20 protein-coding genes are annotated in these 18,622 nt (G+C 54.0%); 16 read left to right on the plus strand and 4 right to left on the minus strand.

Annotated elements, in window-relative coordinates; genetic code table 11:
• The first annotated feature begins 27 nt into the window (after window positions 1–27).
• The 3 genes from G462_RS0106225 to polA all read left to right on the plus strand — a co-directional run bounded on the left by G462_RS0106225 (window position 28) and on the right by polA (window position 4,850).
• Window positions 28–1,446: a protein adenylyltransferase SelO gene (locus G462_RS0106225; protein WP_026958233.1), complete on the plus strand. Its 1,419-nt coding sequence runs from the start codon at window positions 28–30 to the stop codon at window positions 1,444–1,446.
• Window positions 1,434–1,760, plus strand: a complete 327-nt coding sequence (locus G462_RS0106230; RefSeq protein WP_026958234.1) for a DUF3630 family protein — start codon at window positions 1,434–1,436, stop codon at window positions 1,758–1,760. Before G462_RS0106225 ends, G462_RS0106230 begins: the two co-directional genes overlap by 13 nt.
• A 345-nt stretch (window positions 1,761–2,105) precedes the next feature.
• The gene (polA, locus tag G462_RS0106235; RefSeq protein ID WP_026958235.1) at window positions 2,106–4,850 is read left to right on the plus strand and encodes a DNA polymerase I; all 2,745 of its coding nucleotides are present in this window, start codon (window positions 2,106–2,108) and stop codon (window positions 4,848–4,850) included.
• Between the two features lie 686 nt (window positions 4,851–5,536).
• Here the strand turns inward: polA and yihA are convergent.
• Window positions 5,537–6,184, minus strand: a complete 648-nt coding sequence (gene yihA, locus G462_RS0106240) for a ribosome biogenesis GTP-binding protein YihA/YsxC (RefSeq protein WP_026958236.1) — start codon at window positions 6,182–6,184, stop codon at window positions 5,537–5,539.
• A 138-nt stretch (window positions 6,185–6,322) separates the two neighbouring features.
• Between yihA and G462_RS0106245 the strand changes: the two genes are divergently transcribed.
• From G462_RS0106245 to hemN, 6 genes are all read left to right on the plus strand, one after another.
• Complete coding sequence (locus tag G462_RS0106245) at window positions 6,323–6,958, plus strand: c-type cytochrome (protein ID WP_035476906.1); 636 nt, start codon at window positions 6,323–6,325, stop codon at window positions 6,956–6,958.
• A 275-nt stretch (window positions 6,959–7,233) separates the two neighbouring features.
• Complete coding sequence (locus G462_RS0106250; protein WP_026958238.1) at window positions 7,234–7,731, plus strand: carbohydrate binding domain-containing protein; 498 nt, start codon at window positions 7,234–7,236, stop codon at window positions 7,729–7,731.
• 122 nt (window positions 7,732–7,853) lie between these two features.
• A complete protein-coding gene (locus G462_RS0106255; RefSeq protein ID WP_051326569.1) occupies window positions 7,854–8,495 on the plus strand; it encodes a class I SAM-dependent methyltransferase in 642 nt (213 codons plus the stop codon).
• 34 nt (window positions 8,496–8,529) lie between these two features.
• On the plus strand, window positions 8,530–9,129 hold the full coding sequence (gene yihI / locus G462_RS21895) for a Der GTPase-activating protein YihI (protein ID WP_051326570.1): 600 nt from the start codon (window positions 8,530–8,532) through the stop codon (window positions 9,127–9,129).
• Complete coding sequence (locus G462_RS0106265; RefSeq protein ID WP_026958240.1) at window positions 9,129–9,587, plus strand: DUF2489 domain-containing protein; 459 nt, start codon at window positions 9,129–9,131, stop codon at window positions 9,585–9,587. The genes yihI and G462_RS0106265 overlap by 1 nt, the downstream gene beginning before the upstream one ends.
• The gene (gene hemN, locus G462_RS0106270; RefSeq protein WP_026958241.1) at window positions 9,587–10,960 is read left to right on the plus strand and encodes an oxygen-independent coproporphyrinogen III oxidase; all 1,374 of its coding nucleotides are present in this window, start codon (window positions 9,587–9,589) and stop codon (window positions 10,958–10,960) included. The genes G462_RS0106265 and hemN overlap by 1 nt, the downstream gene beginning before the upstream one ends.
• A gap of 75 nt (window positions 10,961–11,035) precedes the next feature.
• On the opposite strand, the gene G462_RS0106275 is transcribed toward hemN, so the two are convergent.
• A complete protein-coding gene (locus tag G462_RS0106275) occupies window positions 11,036–11,911 on the minus strand; it encodes a zinc ABC transporter substrate-binding protein ZnuA (RefSeq protein WP_026958242.1) in 876 nt (291 codons plus the stop codon).
• Window positions 11,912–12,014: 103 nt separating this feature from the next.
• On the opposite strand from G462_RS0106275, the gene znuC reads away from it, so the two are divergent.
• The 6 genes from znuC to aroE all read left to right on the plus strand — a co-directional run bounded on the left by znuC (window position 12,015) and on the right by aroE (window position 16,507).
• A complete protein-coding gene (znuC, locus tag G462_RS0106280) occupies window positions 12,015–12,761 on the plus strand; it encodes a zinc ABC transporter ATP-binding protein ZnuC (RefSeq protein WP_026958243.1) in 747 nt (248 codons plus the stop codon).
• The gene (gene znuB / locus G462_RS0106285; protein ID WP_035476911.1) at window positions 12,754–13,545 is read left to right on the plus strand and encodes a zinc ABC transporter permease subunit ZnuB; all 792 of its coding nucleotides are present in this window, start codon (window positions 12,754–12,756) and stop codon (window positions 13,543–13,545) included. Before znuC ends, znuB begins: the two co-directional genes overlap by 8 nt.
• A complete protein-coding gene (tsaC, locus tag G462_RS0106290; protein WP_051326571.1) occupies window positions 13,545–14,108 on the plus strand; it encodes an L-threonylcarbamoyladenylate synthase type 1 TsaC in 564 nt (187 codons plus the stop codon). Before znuB ends, tsaC begins: the two co-directional genes overlap by 1 nt.
• Window positions 14,109–14,130: 22 nt before the next feature.
• On the plus strand, window positions 14,131–15,066 hold the full coding sequence (gene hemF, locus G462_RS0106295; RefSeq protein ID WP_026958246.1) for an oxygen-dependent coproporphyrinogen oxidase: 936 nt from the start codon (window positions 14,131–14,133) through the stop codon (window positions 15,064–15,066).
• A 150-nt stretch (window positions 15,067–15,216) separates the two neighbouring features.
• Entirely contained in the window at window positions 15,217–15,597 is a 381-nt protein-coding gene (locus G462_RS21900; RefSeq protein ID WP_035476914.1) for a MaoP family protein, read from the plus strand.
• A 91-nt stretch (window positions 15,598–15,688) separates the two neighbouring features.
• A complete protein-coding gene (gene aroE / locus G462_RS0106305; RefSeq protein WP_026958247.1) occupies window positions 15,689–16,507 on the plus strand; it encodes a shikimate dehydrogenase in 819 nt (272 codons plus the stop codon).
• Between the two features lie 45 nt (window positions 16,508–16,552).
• On the opposite strand, the gene G462_RS0106310 is transcribed toward aroE, so the two are convergent.
• A complete protein-coding gene (locus G462_RS0106310; RefSeq protein WP_342664471.1) occupies window positions 16,553–17,029 on the minus strand; it encodes a GNAT family N-acetyltransferase in 477 nt (158 codons plus the stop codon).
• Window positions 17,030–17,149: 120 nt separating this feature from the next.
• Here G462_RS0106310 and G462_RS0106315 point away from each other — a divergent pair, with 120 nt between their 5' ends.
• On the plus strand, window positions 17,150–17,410 hold the full coding sequence (locus G462_RS0106315) for a DUF1488 family protein (protein WP_026958249.1): 261 nt from the start codon (window positions 17,150–17,152) through the stop codon (window positions 17,408–17,410).
• Between the two features lie 34 nt (window positions 17,411–17,444).
• Here the strand turns inward: G462_RS0106315 and G462_RS0106320 are convergent, their stop codons facing one another.
• Window positions 17,445–17,981, minus strand: coding sequence for a gamma carbonic anhydrase family protein (locus tag G462_RS0106320; RefSeq protein WP_026958250.1), 537 nt, complete (start codon window positions 17,979–17,981; stop codon window positions 17,445–17,447).
• Window positions 17,982–18,622 lie beyond the last annotated feature (641 nt).

Raw genomic sequence — 18,622 nt, forward strand, 5'->3', positions numbered from 1 at the left:
ATCCTTCGGCCAGCTTAAGGATAAGCGATGCCCTATACCAACCGATATGCTCAAGCCTTTCCCCAGTTGTGTCATGCACAGCAGGCGACTCCGCTAAGCGATCCGCGCTTGGTGATCGCCAGTGAGTCGGCAGCCAAGCTGGTGGACTTGTCCCTGCCTGAGCTTGACCAAGCGCCGTGGCAGCAGGTACTGGCGGGGCAGGCCACTATCGATGGTATGCAACCAGTTGCCACGGTATATGCCGGTCATCAGTTTGGCGGCTACAGCCCACAACTTGGCGATGGGCGCGCGCTGATGCTGGGGGAATACCGAAACCAGCTAGGTGAGCATTGGGAGCTGCAACTCAAAGGCTCTGGCCTCACCCCCTTCTCCCGCCACGGCGATGGCAAGGCGGTGCTGCGTTCGACGATCCGCGAGTTTCTCGCCAGTGAAGCAATGGCAGCATTGGGGATCCCCACCACCCGCGCTCTGGCTATGACCATGGGCAGCGGCGCGGTGCAGCGCGAGCGCCCAGAGCCGGAAGCCATGTTATTGCGAATGGCCCCCTCGCATATCCGTTTCGGTCACTTTGAGTACCTGTTTCATCAGCAGCGTAAAGATGACCTGAGAACCTTGGTGGACTTTTGTTTAGAGCATTACTTCCCCGAGCAGGCCAACGCAGAAGATCCGGTGTTGGCGATGCTCGAAGAGGTCACCATCCGCACCGCCTATATGATTGCCCACTGGTTAGCGGTGGGCTTCTGTCATGGGGTGATGAATACCGACAATATGTCGCTGCTCGGCTTAACCATCGACTATGGCCCCTATGGCTTTCTCGATGACTACGACCCTCGGCATATCTGCAATCATAGCGACAGCTACGGGCGCTATGCCTTCGACCAACAAGCCGGTGTCGGGCTATGGAATCTGCAGTGCCTGGCCTATGCCCTGTCTGACTTGGTGAGCAGCGAGCAATGCGACGCGCTGTGGGAGCGCTATAAAACCCACATCAATGCTCGTTATCTATGGCATTGGCAGCGCAAGTTGGGGCTGAGCCAGTGGCAGGCAAACGATGAGGCTCTGCTAGGTGGCTTGCTAGAGCTGTTGCAGACTGAGCGGCTCGACCTCACTGTGAGCTTGCGTCAACTTAGCGAGGGGGAACCATCGCTACTTACACAAAGCAGCGCAGGCAAGCGTTGGCTGGGCGAGTATCGCGCACGACTTGCTGATGACGACCAAACCGAGCAACAGCGACTGGCCAGTCAACAGCAGCACAATCCTTGCTATATACTGCGCAACTATTTGGCGCAGCAGGCCATCGATCACGCCGAGCAAGGCGACTTTCGGACAGTACGGAAGTTACATAAGGTGCTCAACACGCCTTATCAGCAGCAAGCCGGTTGTGAAGAGTATGCCCAAGCCGCGCCCGACTGGGGTAAGCATTTGGAGATTTCATGCAGCAGTTGATCCCTGCTATTACCGTTGATCATCAGCATCAATGCCTGCAGATCCAGCATCAGTTTAGCGAGTCGCAGATTGATGCTCTGTTTGCACGTTGCGTCACCGAACTGCAATGCCAGCCGACTAGTCTTGAACAAGGTGCTGATTGGTTGGCGCTGAGCTTTTACTACCAAGAGGAGCTGTGCTGGCTGCGCTACGAGGCACTGGCTGGCAGCTTGTGGGCAGAGTGTGCAAATTCTGCGCATTTTCAAGCACTTTGCGAAAAGTTGAAGAAGGATCTCGGTTTGATCATTTTCCAAGGACAGGAAAACAAAATGTGATCTAGCTCAAAGTTATACCTAGTCGATTGGCATATAGTTCTTCACCCCGTCAAAGCGAAAGGCGATTTTTTGCTCAATAACGGCGGTGTTCGGTTACAAGGACAAGTAAATATCCACATTTTGGAAAACTCGCAGTCACTCCTGTCGTAGCCCCTTCAGTAAGTTGTAAATTGCTGTTTTAAAAGGAATATTCTTCTTTTGCTTATCTTGTGCATAACTAATGTTCGAGAGGCTTTGCCACATCTGTAAACAGACTTATCCACAGATTTTGAGCGTTGTACCCAGCTGGAGGATCCCGGCTGCATGTGGCATCATCTGCGCAAACTAATCGTTGATGGAAAGCCCATGTCTCGCCTGCCTGAGAACCCACTGATCCTAGTCGATGGATCCTCTTATTTATACCGTGCCTACTACGCGCCACCGCATCTGACCAACTCCAAAGGAGAAGCCACAGGGGCTGTTTACGGGGTGGTGAATATGTTGCGCAGTTTGCTGCGTCAGTTCTCGCCAGAGCGCATCGTGGTGGTATTCGATGCCAAGGGTCCAACCTTCCGCGATGAGATCTACCCAGAGTACAAGGCAAACCGTCCGTCCATGCCTGACGACTTGCGCTCGCAGATCGCGCCCTTGCATGCGGTGATTGAAGCCATGGGGCTGCCCATGATCGCATTGCCCGGCGTGGAAGCCGATGATGTGATCGGTACCCTGGCAGTAGAGGCCTCCAAGCGCGGCGAGAAAGTGTTGATTAGTACTGGCGATAAAGATATGGCCCAGCTGGTGGATGACAATATCACCCTGATTAACACCATGACCGACACCGTGATGGACCGCGAAGGGGTGGTGGATAAGTTTGGCATTCCACCGGAGCTTATCATCGACTATCTGGCACTGATGGGCGACAAGGTGGATAACATCCCGGGCCTGCCTGGCGTGGGTGAGAAGACTGCACTGGCTCTTCTACAAGGCATTGGCGGCGTAGAAAAGCTACTGGCCGACCCTGATGCCACTGTCGAGCTGGGCTTCCGTGGCTCTAAGTCGATGCCCAAGAAGCTGCGAGAGCACGCCGAAGAGGCGCGCTTGTCCTACGAGCTGGCGACCATCAAATTGGATGTGGAGCACCAGATCAGCGAAGACGATCTTAAGCTCAAGACACAGGATCGTGACGGCCTGATCAAGCTGTTTGGCGAGCTTGAGTTTAAGCGTTGGTTGAGCGAGGCGATGGACAGCAGCACTGCGGCTAGTGGTAGTTCAGCCTCCGAGAGCGTAGCGCCAGCGGTTAAAGGCGAGTATGAGTGCATTCTCGATCAAGCAAGCTTTGATGCATGGCTGGAAAAACTCCAACAGGCAGAGCTGATCGCCTTTGATACCGAAACCACCTCACTTAACTATATGCAGGCAGAAGTGGTGGGTGTGAGCTTCGCGGTGGAGGCCGGCATAGCGGCTTACTTGCCGTTTGGTCACGATTATCTGGATGCGCCCGCGCAACTCGAGCGCGATGCGGTGCTGGCTCAGCTTAAGCCTCTGCTGGAAGATGCTAACAAAGCCAAGGTGGGCCAAAACCTTAAGTACGATGCCAGCGTATTGGCACGTCATGGCATTGAGCTGCGTGGTATTGCCTTCGACACCATGCTTGAGTCGTACGTGCTAAACAGCACCCTGACTCGCCACGATATGGACTCACTGTCGCTGCAATACCTTCAGCACAAAACCATCAAGTTTGAAGAGATCGCCGGTAAAGGTGCCAAGCAGCTCACCTTTAACCAGATCCCGCTGGAGCAGGCGGCGCCTTACGCGGCCGAAGACGCCGATATCACCCTGCGATTGCATCAGTGCCTATGGCCAAAGCTGGAAGCCGAGCCGGGACTAAAGCAGCTGTTTGAAAAGGTCGAGCTGCCCTTGGTGAGCATCCTCTCCAAGGTCGAACGCACCGGCGTGCGCATCGACAGCTCACTGCTGTCGGCCCATAGCCTCTCTTTAAGTGAGCGGATTAGCGAGTTGGAAAAGCAAGCCCATGAGGTGGCTGGCGAAGCGTTTAACCTAAGCTCCACCAAGCAGCTCCAGCAGATCCTGTTCGAGCAGATGGAGCTGCCGGTTATCAAGAAAACGCCGAAAGGTGCGCCATCGACCGCTGAAGAAGTGCTACAAGAGCTGGCTCTGGATTACCCATTGCCGAAGCTGATTTTGGAGCACCGTGGCTTGGTGAGACTGAAATCCACCTATACCGACAAGCTTCCCAAGCTGGTGGAGCCGAGTACTGGGCGGGTGCATACCTCCTATCATCAGGCGGGCGCCGCAACCGGGCGGTTCTCCTCAACCGATCCCAACCTGCAGAACATTCCGATCCGTAATGAGGAAGGGCGCAAGGTGCGTCAGGCCTTCGTGCCGGAAGAGGGCTATAAGTTGGTGGCCATCGACTACTCGCAGATCGAGCTGCGTATTATGGCCCACCTAAGCGGTGACAAAGGCCTGCTAACCGCCTTTGCCGTAGGCGAAGATATCCACCGCGCTACCGCCTCCGAGGTGTTCGACCAGCCTTTGGATCAGGTGAGTAGCGAGCAACGCCGTAGCGCTAAGGCGATCAACTTCGGCCTTATCTATGGCATGAGCGCCTTTGGCTTGGCCAAGCAGCTGCATATTGGTCGTCAAGACGCCCAGCAGTATATGGATCGCTACTTCGAGCGTTACCCGGGTGTTCTTGATTATATGGAGCGCACCCGCGAGTTCGCGCAAGCACACGGCTATGTCGAGACCCTGTTTGGCCGACGCCTGCACTTGGCTGATATCAACTCACGTAACGGCATGCGCAAGAAGGCCGCTGAGCGCGCCGCGGTGAATGCGCCAATGCAGGGGACTGCCGCCGATATCATCAAGAAAGCAATGATTGCGGTGGCTGAGTGGATCGATCAACGAGACAACGATGATGTGCGTATGTTGATGCAGGTACACGATGAATTGGTGTTTGAGATCAAGCAAGAGCAAGTTGATGCCTTGGTACCAAAACTAGTGGAACTGATGGAATCAGCGGTCACCTTGGACCTGCCATTGGTCGCTGAAGCTGGGGTCGGAGATAACTGGGACCAAGCTCACTAAAATTAACAAAGTATTTACTAAAAAGCCGACAGTGGTCGGCTTTTTTTGTGCCTCCCGCCTAATTCTGTATGTTTTTTAATCGCGAAACGCTGACTTTTTGTAATTTTTGAAAAGCTTTTCTTGTAACTTTAGATTCATAAATTGGCTAAAAATGAAATTAATATACATTTTAGGGTTTATTTTTCGTCCACTATGTACTATCTTTAATCGCGTAGGGTACAGAGGTAAGATGTTCTATCTTTCAGACCTTTATTTCACGTAGTTGAAACAGCTATGTAACCGCCTCCGCACTAATGTGCTGAGGCGTTTTTTTTGCCCTAAGCCCATCTAACCTTACAGCTTATTGAAAGTTTTCTCAGTAATTACTGATTAAGTTGAGCGTCCGCGTCATTTTTTATCTTATACGTAATTTAGCTACAGCTTTGTTGCCAAATTTCTATGTGGCCAGTGCGGGCGTAGAAAGGGGTTTTGATAAAAAAGTTGAAACTAATGTGAACTAAGCCAAAAGCAGGCGGTCCTATATTATGCAATTGGAATAGTGCTTTCAGTTTTTTAGAGTTTAGTTCTCGAGCCCCGCTTTTTAGTGGGGCTTTTTTTGAGCGCTTCGCAGAGACTCGATGGAGAGGCGGAGCAACCGGAGCCGCAGGGCGACTCTGGTTGATGCGAACACTTGCTCGCAGGGTTTACTACTCGGGGGCTTGCTCGGAGTCTTCGTCGATATCGTCGTCAGCCGCGTCGCCATCGAACCAGCCGGACAGCTTGATAACTAGCTTGTCCAAACCTTGGCGTTTCAGTGAAGAGAAGGTCTCTACTTGCACCAACTCGCCAAACTCCTCGGCCAGCTTACGCCCTTCCAGCAAGGCTTTTTTACGGGCACCTTGCTTGAGCTTATCGGCCTTGGTCAACAGCGCCAGTACCGGCAGCTCGCAATCCACCGCCCACTGAATCAGATGTTGGTCTAATTCTTTAAAGGGGTGGCGAATGTCCATCAGTACAACTAATCCCTGCAAGCTCTCGCGTTTCTGCAGGTACTCAGACAGCGATTTCTGCCACTCGATCTTCATAGCTTCCGGGACCTGAGCAAAGCCATAGCCTGGCAAATCGATCAGGCGGTAACCCGGTTGCACTTCAAACACGTTGATTAGCTGGGTGCGGCCCGGCGTTTTACTGGTTCGGGCTAAACTTTTTTGCTGGGTCAGGGTATTCAGCGCACTGGACTTTCCTGCGTTGGAGCGGCCGGCGAACGCAATCTCGATGCCCTCGTCGTCAGGCATGGCCCGGATGTTCGGCGCGCTGGTGATAAAATGAGTTTGTTGAAATGGATAGCGAGACATGGTGCTGAATACTCCCACAGGGAAAGAGTGATTACGTTTGTTGCGAATTTGTGTAGAATATTTGTTGCTGGGTTGCTAAGTGTATCACGGAGCGTGCCAGCGTGTGGATTGGAATAATACTAATAATGGACTGTTAAGATGAAACTAAGCCTAGTTTTCACGATTTTGGCGGGGATCGCCACTCCGGTTCTCGCGGCAAGCCCAACAGAAACCGCCGTTGGCGACATCGAAGCGGGTAAGCTAAAAGCAGCCTCCTGCGCCGCTTGTCACAATGAGCAAGGCGAAGCCGGTGGTTTCCCAAAACTCGAGGGGCAGCACGCCTCCTACCTGTACAAACAACTGCAAGACTTTAAGTTAGGCATGACCAGTGGTGGTTCAGAAGGCCGCGCCAATGCCGTGATGGGCGGTATGGCGATGCCGCTGAGCGATCAGGACATGCTAGACCTTTCTGCCTACTATGCATCGCTGACCATGAGCCCTAACACTACTCCGGAAGAAGTGGTCGAGCGAGGCCAAGCGCTCTATATGGGCGGTGACATCGAGCGCGGCATCGCTGCCTGTACTGCCTGTCACGGGCCGCGTGGTGTCGGGCAGAGCCTGGCTAAGTTCCCACGTGTCTCCTCGCAGTATGCGGGCTACATCGATAGCCAGCTGCGCGCGTTTCGCAGTGGCGAACGGGCCAACGACCCGAACGGCATGATGCGCGATGTCGCCATGAAGCTCAGCGATGAGGATATCGAGATCCTATCCAAGTACCTGGGTGGCCTGCACTAGTTCCTCTCTTGCTTACTGACTAAAACGGAGCCACTTGGCTCCGTTTTTTGTTGTGTCAGATTGATTTTTCTGACTAAAAAATGCACACGCATTACGTTTTTTGGTTAATCACGGATTTGCTGTGAGATGGCTCTCGTGGTTTCACCAGTTGCGTGGGCGATTGTTAACTTCCGCACCGATGACGTGCCTTCTGGCTTCTAGATTAGTCAGGCAGTGGATAAGCAAAAGGGATATCCCGCTTACCTGTAACTGTTCACATCGCTAAGGAGAGTATTATGAATCGGATCTATAAAGGTGCTATCAGCGCCGCTATCACGCTGTTGCTAAGCTGGAATGTTGCTGCACTGGAGGTAACTCTGGGGAGCGCCTGGCAAGGCGTCAGTGCCGGTAAAGATGGCTGGGGAAATGGCGAGGCCAGCTTTGCTATTTCATCCAGTGAGGCGACCGTTCGTATTGACAAGGCCGGTACCGAAAACTACCACATTCAGCTCAAGCGCCCCTCGCTTAAGCTTAAGAAGTCCCAAGAATATTTGGTTGAGTTTACGATTTCTGCTAATCAACCCACCACTGCGTTGGTGATCGTTCAGAAAGACTACGACGACTATGCGCCGTTCTTCATCGAAGAGTTTGAGGTGGGCATCGAGCCACAAAGCTTCAGCTACCGATTCAAGATGCCCAAGAAGGACAACAACAGCGCCTATTCACTGCTGCTGGGCGATGCCAAACCGGGGACCGAATTTACCGTTAGCGCGATCCGCTTGAGCGACCAGTAACGCTCGCTGCGCTGCGAGTTTCTGTGTAAACATCTCAAGGGGACGATTTGTCCCCTTGTTACTCCTTATTACCCACGTCCTGTGGTAAGCTTGCGCCTCTTTTTTGACCGTCTGTTGATATCGTGATTTGTAGCCTCTGCGCGAGCCCCGACTGCCAGCATTTTTTTCAAGACCGCCGCCGCGATTATTACCGCTGTGGTCTTTGTGATCTGGTATTTGTGCCTGCTGAGCAACACCTGTCATCGCGCGATGAGTTGGCTGAATATCAGCTCCACGAAAACGACCCAGACGATCAAGGCTACCTGCGCTTCCTAAACCGCTTGGCGGAGCCGATGCTGCAACGGCTCAGTGCCGACTCCCAAGGGCTGGACTTTGGCTGTGGCCCAGGCCCCGCCATGTCGTTGCTGTTTGGCGAAGCCGGGATCGCCATGGCTAACTACGATCCGCTATTTGCCAAACAGCCTGAGCTGTTAACGCAGCAGTATGATTGTGTCAGCTGCAGCGAGGTGGCCGAGCACTTTAACCAGCCAAGCCAGAGTTGGCCGCTCCTGTTGAGCTTGCTAAAGCCCGGTGGACTGCTGGGCGTGATGACTAAACGTCATCTCGGTTTGACGCGTTTTAAACAGTGGCACTATAAGAACGATCTCACCCATGTGGCGTTCTACAGCGATCAAACGATGGAATGGTTGGCGCACAACTTTCAGTTAGACTTGGAACTAGTGAGCGCAGATGTCGCGCTGTTCCGGTCACGACCAGCTTGTTAGTCAACAAGCGTTGATAATTTAAGAGAGTACAACGATGTCTAGAAAAAAGAGCCGCAAAGGCGGCTTGATCGGCATACGTAAGGACGCCGATTTTAAAAAGAACCGGGTTCTTCCAGACCAAACTGCCAACAAAGGCAAAGGTAAAGGCTCGGGCAGCCGCCAACAAGAGCATGTGGTAGCGGCCAAGAAGGCTTCCTGCACCGCAGGCAAGGCCGACCCGCGCCTGGGCAGCAAAAAGCCGATTGCTTTGGTTGCGGCGGCGAGTGCGGCGGCGAGTGCAGCGGCGAGTGCAGCGGCGAGCGCTGCGCCGGTGGTCGCCAAACCTAAACCTGAGAAAGTTGCCAAGCCGAAGGTGGAAGCGCTAAGCCCAGAGCAAGCTCTTAGCCCAGAACAAGAGCTGGAGCGTTTGGAGAATGATACTCGCTTGACCACACTGATCGATCGGGTCGATGAAGGCGAAACCTTGCAAGCGGCCGATCAGCAGTGGCTCGACACCCAGTTGGCACGCCACCGCGAACTGCTAGCAGAGCTTGGCCTGCTGGAAGAAGACGACGATCTCGATGGCGAACGCTCCGATGACGATCTGTGGGACTCGCTCGACGCTTCATCTCTGGACGATTTTAAGGATTCGTGATGCCAACGGTGATTTTGCTGATCGCAGCGTTGATTATCCTCGGGCTGGCCGCTTACGCTGCAGTATTAGTTGGGCGCTTAATTGCCCAGCGCCGGATGATTCAACAGGCGGTCGCCAAACGCAATCAGCGTTTGACCGATGATATTCGCTATATTGCCAAGGCTATCTTAGATGAGCGTTGCGGCCTGTCGGAAGGGGTTATCCGTTTGTGTAACCTGCTTCCGGTTATGCAGAGCCAGCAGGTGATAGACTGGCGTGGTCACTACCCTTCTCTGTTCGCGCTGTACGATAAGGTGAAAGACTTGCCGACCCATGAAGCGCGCAATGCCCTGCCGCTTAAACAGCGTCGCCAGCAAGACTTTAAGCGCTGGCAAGATGAGCAGGACATGGAACAAGGCATACTGGATGAAGCCAAACGCTTGCTGGACTTCGAACTGAGCCACTACCTGGAGAAATAATGGACAAGTTGGGGATTGCCTGGGATCAGGCCTTAATTGAGAAGTACAACTATTCTGGCCCGCGTTACACCTCGTACCCAACGGCGCTGGAGTTTAAAGACGGCTTCTCCGAGGGCGATCTGGCCAACGCGCTAGGCGCCTACCCCGAGCGACCCCTTTCTCTTTATGTGCATATCCCGTTCTGCCACAAGCTTTGCTATTACTGTGGCTGTAACAAGGTGATCACCCGCCATCAGCACAAGGCGGATATCTATCTGGATTACCTAGAGCGGGAAATTGCCCAACATGCCCAGCTAACTCGCAATCGTCAGGTTAGCCAGATGCACTGGGGCGGCGGTACCCCAACCTTCCTTGAACCCGCTCAGCTTACTCGCTTGTTTAGCAGCTTAACCGAGCAGTTTAACTTCGCAGAAGATGCCGAGATCAGCATCGAAGTGGACCCGCGCGAGATTGAGCTTGATACCATCGACCTGCTGGCCAAGTTAGGCTTTAACCGACTCAGCTTAGGGGTGCAAGATTTCAACCCTGAGGTGCAAGCCGCGGTCAACCGCACCCAAGACGAAGCGTTTATCTTTGCCCTGGTGGAGCGGGCGCGCAAGGTAGGCTTTAAGTCGGTAAATATCGACCTTATCTACGGCCTGCCCAAGCAAACCCAAGCCAGCTTTTTAACTACTCTTGAGCGGGTGCTAGACCTCGACCCGGATCGCCTGTCGGTGTTTAACTATGCCCACCTGCCCAGTCGGTTTGCTGCCCAGCGCAAGATCAAAGAGCAAGACATGCCATCGGCTAACGAACGTTTGGCGATACTGCGCTCCAGCATTGAGTTCTTGTGTGAGGCGGGCTACCAGTTCATCGGGATGGATCACTTTGCCAAGCCTGAGGATGAGCTGGCCAAGGCTCAGCGTGAGGGCGTGCTGCATCGTAACTTCCAGGGTTACACCACCCAAGGGGATGCCGATCTTCTCGGCATGGGCGTCAGCTCCATCTCCATGTTGGGTGACAGCTACTGCCAAAACCAGCGTGAGCTGAAAGACTACTACCAACAGATCGACGAGCAAGGCCACGCACTCACCAAGGGCCTCACCCTGAGCGATGACGACAAGCTGCGTCGCGAGGTGATCAAATCGCTCATCTGTAACTTTGAGCTGGAGTTTGCGGCCATTGAGCAGCCCTATGGACTTAGCTTTAGTGTGTACTTCAGTGAAGATCTGAAGCTGTTGCAGAGCTTTGCTGATGACCAGCTGGTGGAGCTGCTACCCCACGCTATCCGGGTGACCAACAAAGGGCGGCTGCTGATCCGCAACATTTGCATGTGCTTTGATGTGTATTTCCGTGATCAGGCACGTCGCCAGCAGTTCTCGCGGGTTATCTGATTAGCGATTGAGTGTTCGCCCGACTAGCTCTCTTTTGCCCTAGCCTTTTGCCCTCGCAGTGTGAGGGCGTGCTTGCTAGTTGAGCGCCAGGCAGGCCAGGTAGTCGTCCGCCATTGCTTCAAGAAAGGCGAAATAGCCATCGGCGTTGGCCTCAATCGCCAGGCCCATCGGGTCGAGCATGCCGATCTGAGCGCCTGTTTCTTCACTCACCCCTCGCAATATCGCCCCATCAAACTGAGGCTCGGCAAAGATACAGTGTGCCTGCTGCTGGCTGAGCTGCTGGCGGATCCGGCTCAAGGTGCGCGCCCCGGGGCGTTGCTGCGGGTTAATGGTAAATTCCCCTAAGCGGTTCATGCCAAAGTGGCTTTCGAAATAGCCATAGGCATCGTGGAACACAAAGTAGCCCTTCTCTTGATGCGGGCTGAGCTGTTGCTGTAGTCGCTGTTCGGTAGTGGCCAGGCGATCGGAGAACTCGGCCAGTTGGGCGCGACGTAGCTCGGCGTTCTCTGGCTCCAGCTGTATCACTTTCTCGGTGAGGCGCTCAGCTAAACGCTGCATTATCTCGATATCCAGCCATACATGCGGGTCAAGCTCGTGGTTATGCCCATCATCGTATTGCTGAGCGGCCGCCCGCAGCGTGATGTCGGAGAGTGCCATCACCTCCAATTGCGGGGTGGGAAAATGATCGAGCGGTTTACCGAGGTAGGGCTCTAACTCTTCACCCACCCAAATAATCAGATCGGCCCGGCGTAGCTTGCGAATATCGGAAGGACGCAAGGCGTAATCGTGGGGCGAGAAGCGTGGGTCCACCAGATAATCTGTGCTGACTTGCTCCTGATAAAGGCTTGTGACCAGTAACTGCAGTGGTTTTATCGAGGTCAAGATGACCGGTTCAGCACTGGATTGACAAGCAAAAGCGACCAGAAAACAAGTGAATAGCCGTTTTATCATGATGGTGGGGGCTTCCTCTGGGGTTAAATTTCGCGCTAGTGTAACATTTGATATAGAATAACGCGCTTTTTTGTAAACCATTCTCATTTAGAAAGGACCGGGATTGGCAACCTTACTCTCACTCTCTGAGGTCAGCCTCAGCTTTGATCAGCGGCGGGTGTTGGACAACATCTCGCTGGAACTGAATCAGGGCGAAATCACTACCTTAATTGGCCCTAATGGCGCAGGCAAGAGCACCTTGGTGAAGGTGATCTTAGGCTTACTGAACGCCGATTCTGGTGTGATTACCCGCGCGCCCAAGCTAAAGATAGGCTATGTCCCGCAGAAGATCGCATGGGACGAAGGCATGCCGTTAACTGCCGAGCGCTTCCTGCGACTGGCTAACAATGGCGCCAAAGCCAAGCTGCGCGAGGTGGTTAACCTACTGGCCATCGATGGCCTACTCAAGCGCCAGATGGCGCGGCTATCCGGCGGTGAGATGCAGCGGGTTCTGTTGGCGCGGGCACTGCTGCGCGAGCCGCAGCTCCTAGTGTTGGATGAGCCGGTTCAAGGGGTTGATATCAGTGGCCAGGTGGAGCTCTATCAGCTGATTACCGAGCTCACCGCCAAGATGAATTTTGCGGTACTGCTGGTTTCCCATGACTTGCACTTAGTGATGGCCGGTACCGACCAAGTGATCTGTTTGAATCATCATATCTGTTGTAAAGGCGCGCCAGAGAGTGTCGCCAAGCACCCCGAGTTCGCTCGCCTGTTCGCCCAAAATGAGCAGCAGCAGTTGGCGGTATACACCCATCACCATCAGTGCGATGACCACGATCATCGGGTAGACCAAGGCGAAGATGATGATTGATAGCTTTTTGATCAATGCACTGTTGGCCGGGCTTGGTATTGCGGTGGTCGCTGGCCCGCTGGGTTCATTTGTGGTGTGGCGCCGCTTGGCCTATTTTGGCGATACCTTGGCCCACGCCTCACTGCTCGGCATTGCCCTTGGCCTGTGGTGGCAGATTAACCTGACCTTGGCGGTGGTTCTCAGTGGCGCCTTGCTCTCCTTGGTGTTGCTGAGCCTGCAGCGCCACAAACAGCTGGCCAGTGATACCTTGCTGGGGATTATGGCCCACTCGGCCCTCTCCTTTGGCTTGGTGGTAGTGGCGCTGATGGACAACGTTCGGGTCGACCTGATGGCCTACCTGTTTGGCGATCTGTTATCGGTGACCCATGCCGATCTGTGGTGGATCTGGGGCGGCGGCGCGGTGGTGCTCGCCATCTTGGCCAGTCAATGGAACAACTTGTTATCGGCGACGGTGAACGAGCAGTTAGCGGCAGCCGAAGGGGTTAAGGTCGAGGCCTTGCGCGCCTTGCTGTTGTTGCTATTGGCGCTGGTGATTGCCATCGCCATGAAGATTGTGGGCGTGTTGATTATCAGCTCGCTGTTGTTGATTCCCGCAGCTACCGCTCGCCGCTTGGCCCACTCGCCCGAGCAGATGGCCGGTTTGGCAGTACTGTTTGGCGGTTTTGCTGTGTTACTTGGCTTAAGCCTGTCTTGGTACCAAGACACGCCGGCCGGGCCGTCGGTTGTGGTTGCCGCTGCGACACAATTCATCTTGGTGCACACACTTATCAGAGGGAAAGCATAGTGGTAGCAAAAGTAACTCAAGACCTAAGCGCGATTGCTGCTGCCGTTGAGCAGGGCGAAGTTATCGCCTATCCCACCGAGGCGGTATTCGGCCTTGGCTGCGACCCGCGCGATCAGCAAGCAGTGGAGACCATCCTCGCCATCAAATCTCGCCCGGTGGAAAAAGGCATGATCCTGATTGCCGGTAACACCAAGCAGCTAGAAGGCTTGGTGGATTTCTCTAAGCTTGATGCCCAAGCGATGCGCCGTTTGACCAGTAAACCGGAGCAACCCACCACCTGGGTGGTGCCGGCAGGGCCTGAGCTACCTAAATGGATCTGTGGCCAGTTTGATACGGTGGCGGTGCGTCTGACTCGCCATCCCGGGGTTTGCCAGTTGTGTGGCATCTTGGAGACGGCCATTGTTTCGACATCGGCTAACTACAGCGGTGAAGAGCCCGCCAGAACCGCCAGCGAAGCGGCCTGTTTGGATGGGGTGCACTGGGTATGGGATGCGCCACTGGGAGGCGCCAACCAACCTAGCCAGATCAAAGATATCTTCTCCGGGAAACTTTTTCGGGCCTAAGCGTTAACAGGATTTGATACACATGGAACACGTCGACAAACATCAGGTAAAACAGTACCTGCTTGCCCTGCAACAACAGATCTGTGAGGCCTTGGAACAAGCCGACGGCCAGCAGCGCTTTTTTCATGATGATTGGTTGCGCGACCCTGCAGAGCATCGCGGTTTGAGCGGCGAAGGGCATACCCGTGTGCTAACCGGTGGTGCGGTGTTTGAGCAGGCCGGAGTCAACTTCTCCCATGTAACCGGCGAGCAGATGCCCGCCTCTGCCACCGCCCAGCGCCCTGAATTGGCCGGGCGCAGCTTTGAGGCGATGGGGGTATCGCTGGTCATTCATCCGAACAACCCTTATGTACCAACCTCCCACGCTAACGTACGCTTCTTTATCGCCGAGAAGCCCGGTGAAGAGGCTATCTGGTGGTTTGGTGGCGGCTTCGACCTTACCCCTTACTACCCCTTCGAAGAAGATTGCGTGCACTGGCACCAAGTCGCTGCCGATCTATGCCAGCCCTTTGGCGAGCAACGCTATGCGGAGTTCAAGCGCTGGTGCGATGATTACTTCTATCTCAAGCACCGCAACGAAACGCGCGGGGTGGGCGGGCTATTCTTTGACGACCTGAACCAAGATGGCTTTGCGCAGTGCTTTGCGTTTACCCAGGCTGTGGGGAATGGCTTTCTGCCAGCCTACTTGCCCATTGTCGAGCGGCGCAAAGCACTGAGTTATGGCGAGCGCGAGCGTGATTTTCAGCTCTACCGTCGCGGGCGCTATGTGGAATTTAACTTGGTGTACGACCGTGGCACCTTGTTTGGCCTGCAATCGGGTGGGCGCACCGAGTCGATTCTGATGTCGATGCCGCCGCTGGTGAAGTGGCGCTACGACTGGAACCCAGAGCCCAACTCGCCCGAGGCCCGGCTTTACAGCGATTACTTACGCCCGCGTGATTGGCTCACTATTGACTAGCTCACTGAATTGTAACAAAAAATTCTAAAAACAACGGCTTGGATACTGGCCAAAGATTTTTTAAGTTATCAACTTGCCGAGTGGCAATCTTTGGATTAAATATTTACTAGTCACTGGCTAGCCCTGTATTCAACCGTTGAGCTAAACACTATGAGCACATCGTTTATTGCTAAGCGCCGTTTCTATGATGATAAGCATTTTCGTCGTGGGTTCTCCCGCAGCGGTGCCTTTACCATCAAAGAAGCCGATATCTTGGAACGTAGCGGATATGCCTTCAAAGAGCTGGATGAAGCCCAGCGCGATCCCATCGATGAGATTGAGCAGATCTTTATTAGCGTCTGTCGTGGCGAGCGAGAGCCTAGTTCTACCGAAGAAAAGGTTTGGCTGAAGTATAAAAAGCTAACCGGCAGGAAAAGCTTCCATGGCCTGGTGTCCACGCCGAAGAATGCGCCCGCGGCCGACGACACCAGCACCAGCGACGATAGTGCGGACGATGTCGACAGCAACGATCTGGTGGTTGACGACGACTAGCTACCTACATGGGTAGGCTTTCGATAACGTAGCAGCGCTGCCCGTGGCTTGGTAAGCTAGGGGCCCTTTTAAACGTGTCATTAGGTTTGTGATGGATCGCTACGCTGTTTTCGGAAATCCGGTTACCCACTCAAAATCCCCATTTATTCATACCCTGTTTGCTCGGCAAACGCAGCAGCAGCTGGAGTACAGCGCGATTGAAGCGCCAGTAGATGGCTTTGAGCAGGCACTCAGCGAGTTCTTAGAAAACGGTGGTAAAGGCTGCAATATCACCGCCCCATTTAAAGAAGACGCTTACCGTATGGCGCAGCAACATAGCGAGCGCGCCAAACTCGCCGGGGCCGTGAACACCCTAAAGCTGACCGATGACGGTGTGTTGTTTGGAGATACCACCGATGGCGCGGGCTTGGTCAGTGACCTGCAATCGCAGTTTGGGTGTCTTGAAGGCAAGCGTCTTTTGTTGCTAGGAGCAGGTGGCGCGGCACGTGGTGCGATCCAATCGCTGTTGGAGTGTGGCCCAGAGAGCCTGACCATTGCTAATCGCACCGTGTCCAAGGCTGAGCAACTGGCGGAGATCTTTGCCCCGTTCGGCGCAGTCAAGGCCTGCGGCTTCGCTGAGGCACAAGACGATTACCAGCTGATCATTAACTCAACCTCGGCTGGCTTTAGTGGCCAGTTACCAGCCATCTCCCCTGAGTTAATAAAAGCCGACACTTGGGTATACGACATGATGTATGCCAACCAAACCACCCCGTTTAATGCCTGGGCCAAACAGCAAGGTGCTAATCAGGTCGTTGATGGTTTGGGGATGCTGGTGGGTCAGGCTGCCGAGAGCTTTGCCATCTGGCGCGGGATCCGCCCCGGTGCCCGTCAGGTTCTGCGCGAGTTGCGTCGTAACCTTAGCGCTTAGGATTGATACCCGAACAAGCATCTTGAGGTTGTTTGGGTAGATCGCTCAGGCACCACTTGCCGGGCGTCGCATCCCGTGGTGAGGGATACCGTCTTCCAGGTAGCCTTCCCCAAAGGCGACAAAGCCAAAGCGCTGGTAGAAGCCTTGTAGGTGCGACTGGGCTGAGATGACGATGGCGCTATCTGGCCATTGCTGATCGCAGTAATCCACCGCCTGTTGCATCAGTTGGCTACCCAAGCGCAAGCGGCGCTGGCTACTATCGGTTACCACCCGGCCTATCTTTACCGCGCCCTGCTGCTCCCCATTTTGGGAGGGGGCGAAGATCCGCGCATAGGCGAGCAGCTGTTGCTGTTGCCAGCCGCTAAGGTGAATGGCGTGTAGGTCCTGTCCATCGGCATCTTGGTAGGGGCAGTCCTGCTCGACCACAAACACCGCCTCCCTGAGCATCATTATCTGATACAGCTCATGGGTAGAGAGTTCATCAAAACCTTGTTGTTGCCACTCAATCTGTTGCTGGTCCACTTGCACTCCTTATTAAAGCCGCACACAATTTGCCTGTACCTGAGTGGATAACTCAGGGTTTTTCTCAGCCTCATGTTAGAGGCCGCGCAGTTCAGTTCAAGTAAAAAGGCGGAAGCGAGTATGAATCAAGGGATTATCATCAGCGATGACCAACATTGGCAGCCAGTTGAACAGCGAATTGAATTCAGCGCGCAGGTGGGCGGAGCCAAGGTCCAATGTGCTGTGCGCAAGGCAACCCTGGAACATATGGTTGGCCTACCGCTTAATGATGAGGCAACCCTGCTCGAGGCATACCACAGTGTACAGTTCGATATTGAGGACTTGATCGAGCAGCGTATCGACGCCGAAGATTACGATACCTCCGGCGCGGTGGTGCTGTAGGCTAAGCACCAACAGTCACGCTTAGCGCGGCAGGTTAACCGTGCTCTTGTTTATACTCATTCTTGTGTTTTACGTAGTTGGCGGCAGATGCGGGTAGAAAGGCGCGCTCTTTATCACTGAGTGGGCGCGCGGCCTTTACCGGGCTACCTATATAGAGAAAGCCTGATTGCAGAACCTTGTTGGGCGGCACTAAGCTACCAGCGCCAATGATCACATCGTCTTCAACGACCGCGCCATCGAGAATGATGGCACCCATACCGACTAATACCCGATTGCCGATCTGGCAGCCATGCAGCATCGCCTTATGACCCACGGTGACGTCTTCACCAATAATAAGCGGATAACCCTCGGGGTTGCCTTCGCTGGTACGGGTGACGTGCAGCACTGAACCGTCTTGGATATTAGTGCGGGCACCGATACGGATACGGTTTACATCACCGCGCGCGGCAACTAATGGCCAAATGCTAACGTCGTCGGCTAGTTTAACGTCGCCGTAGAGTACGGCGCTGTCATCGGCCCACGCGCTGTCGGCCAGTTCGGGTAAGATTCCTTGATAAGTCTTGATGCTCATGCATGCTCCCTGATTACTATGAGGCATAGCTGTAATAGCTAGAGTCTCTATTTATCGCACAACTAGATTGTCGCTCAATTATTGCGCGGCTGGGCGGAAAAGTATATTGAGCGCGACCAAAGTCGCATGATAAATAGCCACTTTTAGGGTGTTTCGCCTGAATAGTGTACGAACGGATTCTTTTTTCATATTTTCTTCAAAAAAGCCTTGCGCAAAATCCTCGGCTCCCTATAATGCGCCACCACTGACACGGCACGGCGCAACAGGGTTTGCGGTGGAAGCGGGTCAGGGTTGAGAGGCTGGAAACAGCGCTCGCAACCACCGGTCAAAAACTTCAAAAAAGGGCTTGACTGGGAATGAGGAAAGCGTAGAATGCGCACCTCGCTTCGGTAACGAAGCAACGTTCTTTAACAAGTTATCAAGCAATCTGTGTGGGCACTCACGAGATGTGAAGCGACAAAAAATTCGCTTCAAATTGTCCTGAGTGAACACTACGTTAATTCAGTGATTTATTTGAGCAAACAACTTTTATTTGAAGAGTTTGATCATGGCTCAGATTGAACGCTGGCGGCAGGCTTAACACATGCAAGTCGAGCGGAAACGACAGTAACAATCCTTCGGGTGCGTTATTGGGCGTCGAG

This window comes from Aliagarivorans taiwanensis DSM 22990 (assembly GCF_000429505.1).
GTDB lineage: Bacteria > Pseudomonadota > Gammaproteobacteria > Enterobacterales > Celerinatantimonadaceae > Aliagarivorans > Aliagarivorans taiwanensis.

Excerpts from the sequence above, each read along its gene's own strand:
- G462_RS0106225 (WP_026958233.1), top strand. The coding sequence starts at position 28 with ATGCCCTATACCAACCGATATGCTCAAGCCTTTCCCCAGTTGTGTCAT.
- G462_RS0106230 (WP_026958234.1), top strand. The coding sequence starts at position 1,434 with ATGCAGCAGTTGATCCCTGCTATTACCGTTGATCATCAGCATCAATGC.
- polA (WP_026958235.1), top strand. The coding sequence starts at position 2,106 with ATGTCTCGCCTGCCTGAGAACCCACTGATCCTAGTCGATGGATCCTCT.
- yihA (WP_026958236.1), bottom strand. The coding sequence starts at position 6,184 with ATGTCTCGCTATCCATTTCAACAAACTCATTTTATCACCAGCGCGCCG.
- G462_RS0106245 (WP_035476906.1), top strand. The coding sequence starts at position 6,323 with ATGAAACTAAGCCTAGTTTTCACGATTTTGGCGGGGATCGCCACTCCG.
- G462_RS0106250 (WP_026958238.1), top strand. The coding sequence starts at position 7,234 with ATGAATCGGATCTATAAAGGTGCTATCAGCGCCGCTATCACGCTGTTG.
- yihI (WP_051326570.1), top strand. The coding sequence starts at position 8,530 with ATGTCTAGAAAAAAGAGCCGCAAAGGCGGCTTGATCGGCATACGTAAG.
- G462_RS0106265 (WP_026958240.1), top strand. The coding sequence starts at position 9,129 with ATGCCAACGGTGATTTTGCTGATCGCAGCGTTGATTATCCTCGGGCTG.
- hemN (WP_026958241.1), top strand. The coding sequence starts at position 9,587 with ATGGACAAGTTGGGGATTGCCTGGGATCAGGCCTTAATTGAGAAGTAC.
- G462_RS0106275 (WP_026958242.1), bottom strand. The coding sequence starts at position 11,911 with ATGATAAAACGGCTATTCACTTGTTTTCTGGTCGCTTTTGCTTGTCAA.
- znuB (WP_035476911.1), top strand. The coding sequence starts at position 12,754 with ATGATTGATAGCTTTTTGATCAATGCACTGTTGGCCGGGCTTGGTATT.
- hemF (WP_026958246.1), top strand. The coding sequence starts at position 14,131 with ATGGAACACGTCGACAAACATCAGGTAAAACAGTACCTGCTTGCCCTG.
- G462_RS21900 (WP_035476914.1), top strand. The coding sequence starts at position 15,217 with ATGAGCACATCGTTTATTGCTAAGCGCCGTTTCTATGATGATAAGCAT.
- aroE (WP_026958247.1), top strand. The coding sequence starts at position 15,689 with ATGGATCGCTACGCTGTTTTCGGAAATCCGGTTACCCACTCAAAATCC.
- G462_RS0106315 (WP_026958249.1), top strand. The coding sequence starts at position 17,150 with ATGAATCAAGGGATTATCATCAGCGATGACCAACATTGGCAGCCAGTT.
- G462_RS0106320 (WP_026958250.1), bottom strand. The coding sequence starts at position 17,981 with ATGAGCATCAAGACTTATCAAGGAATCTTACCCGAACTGGCCGACAGC.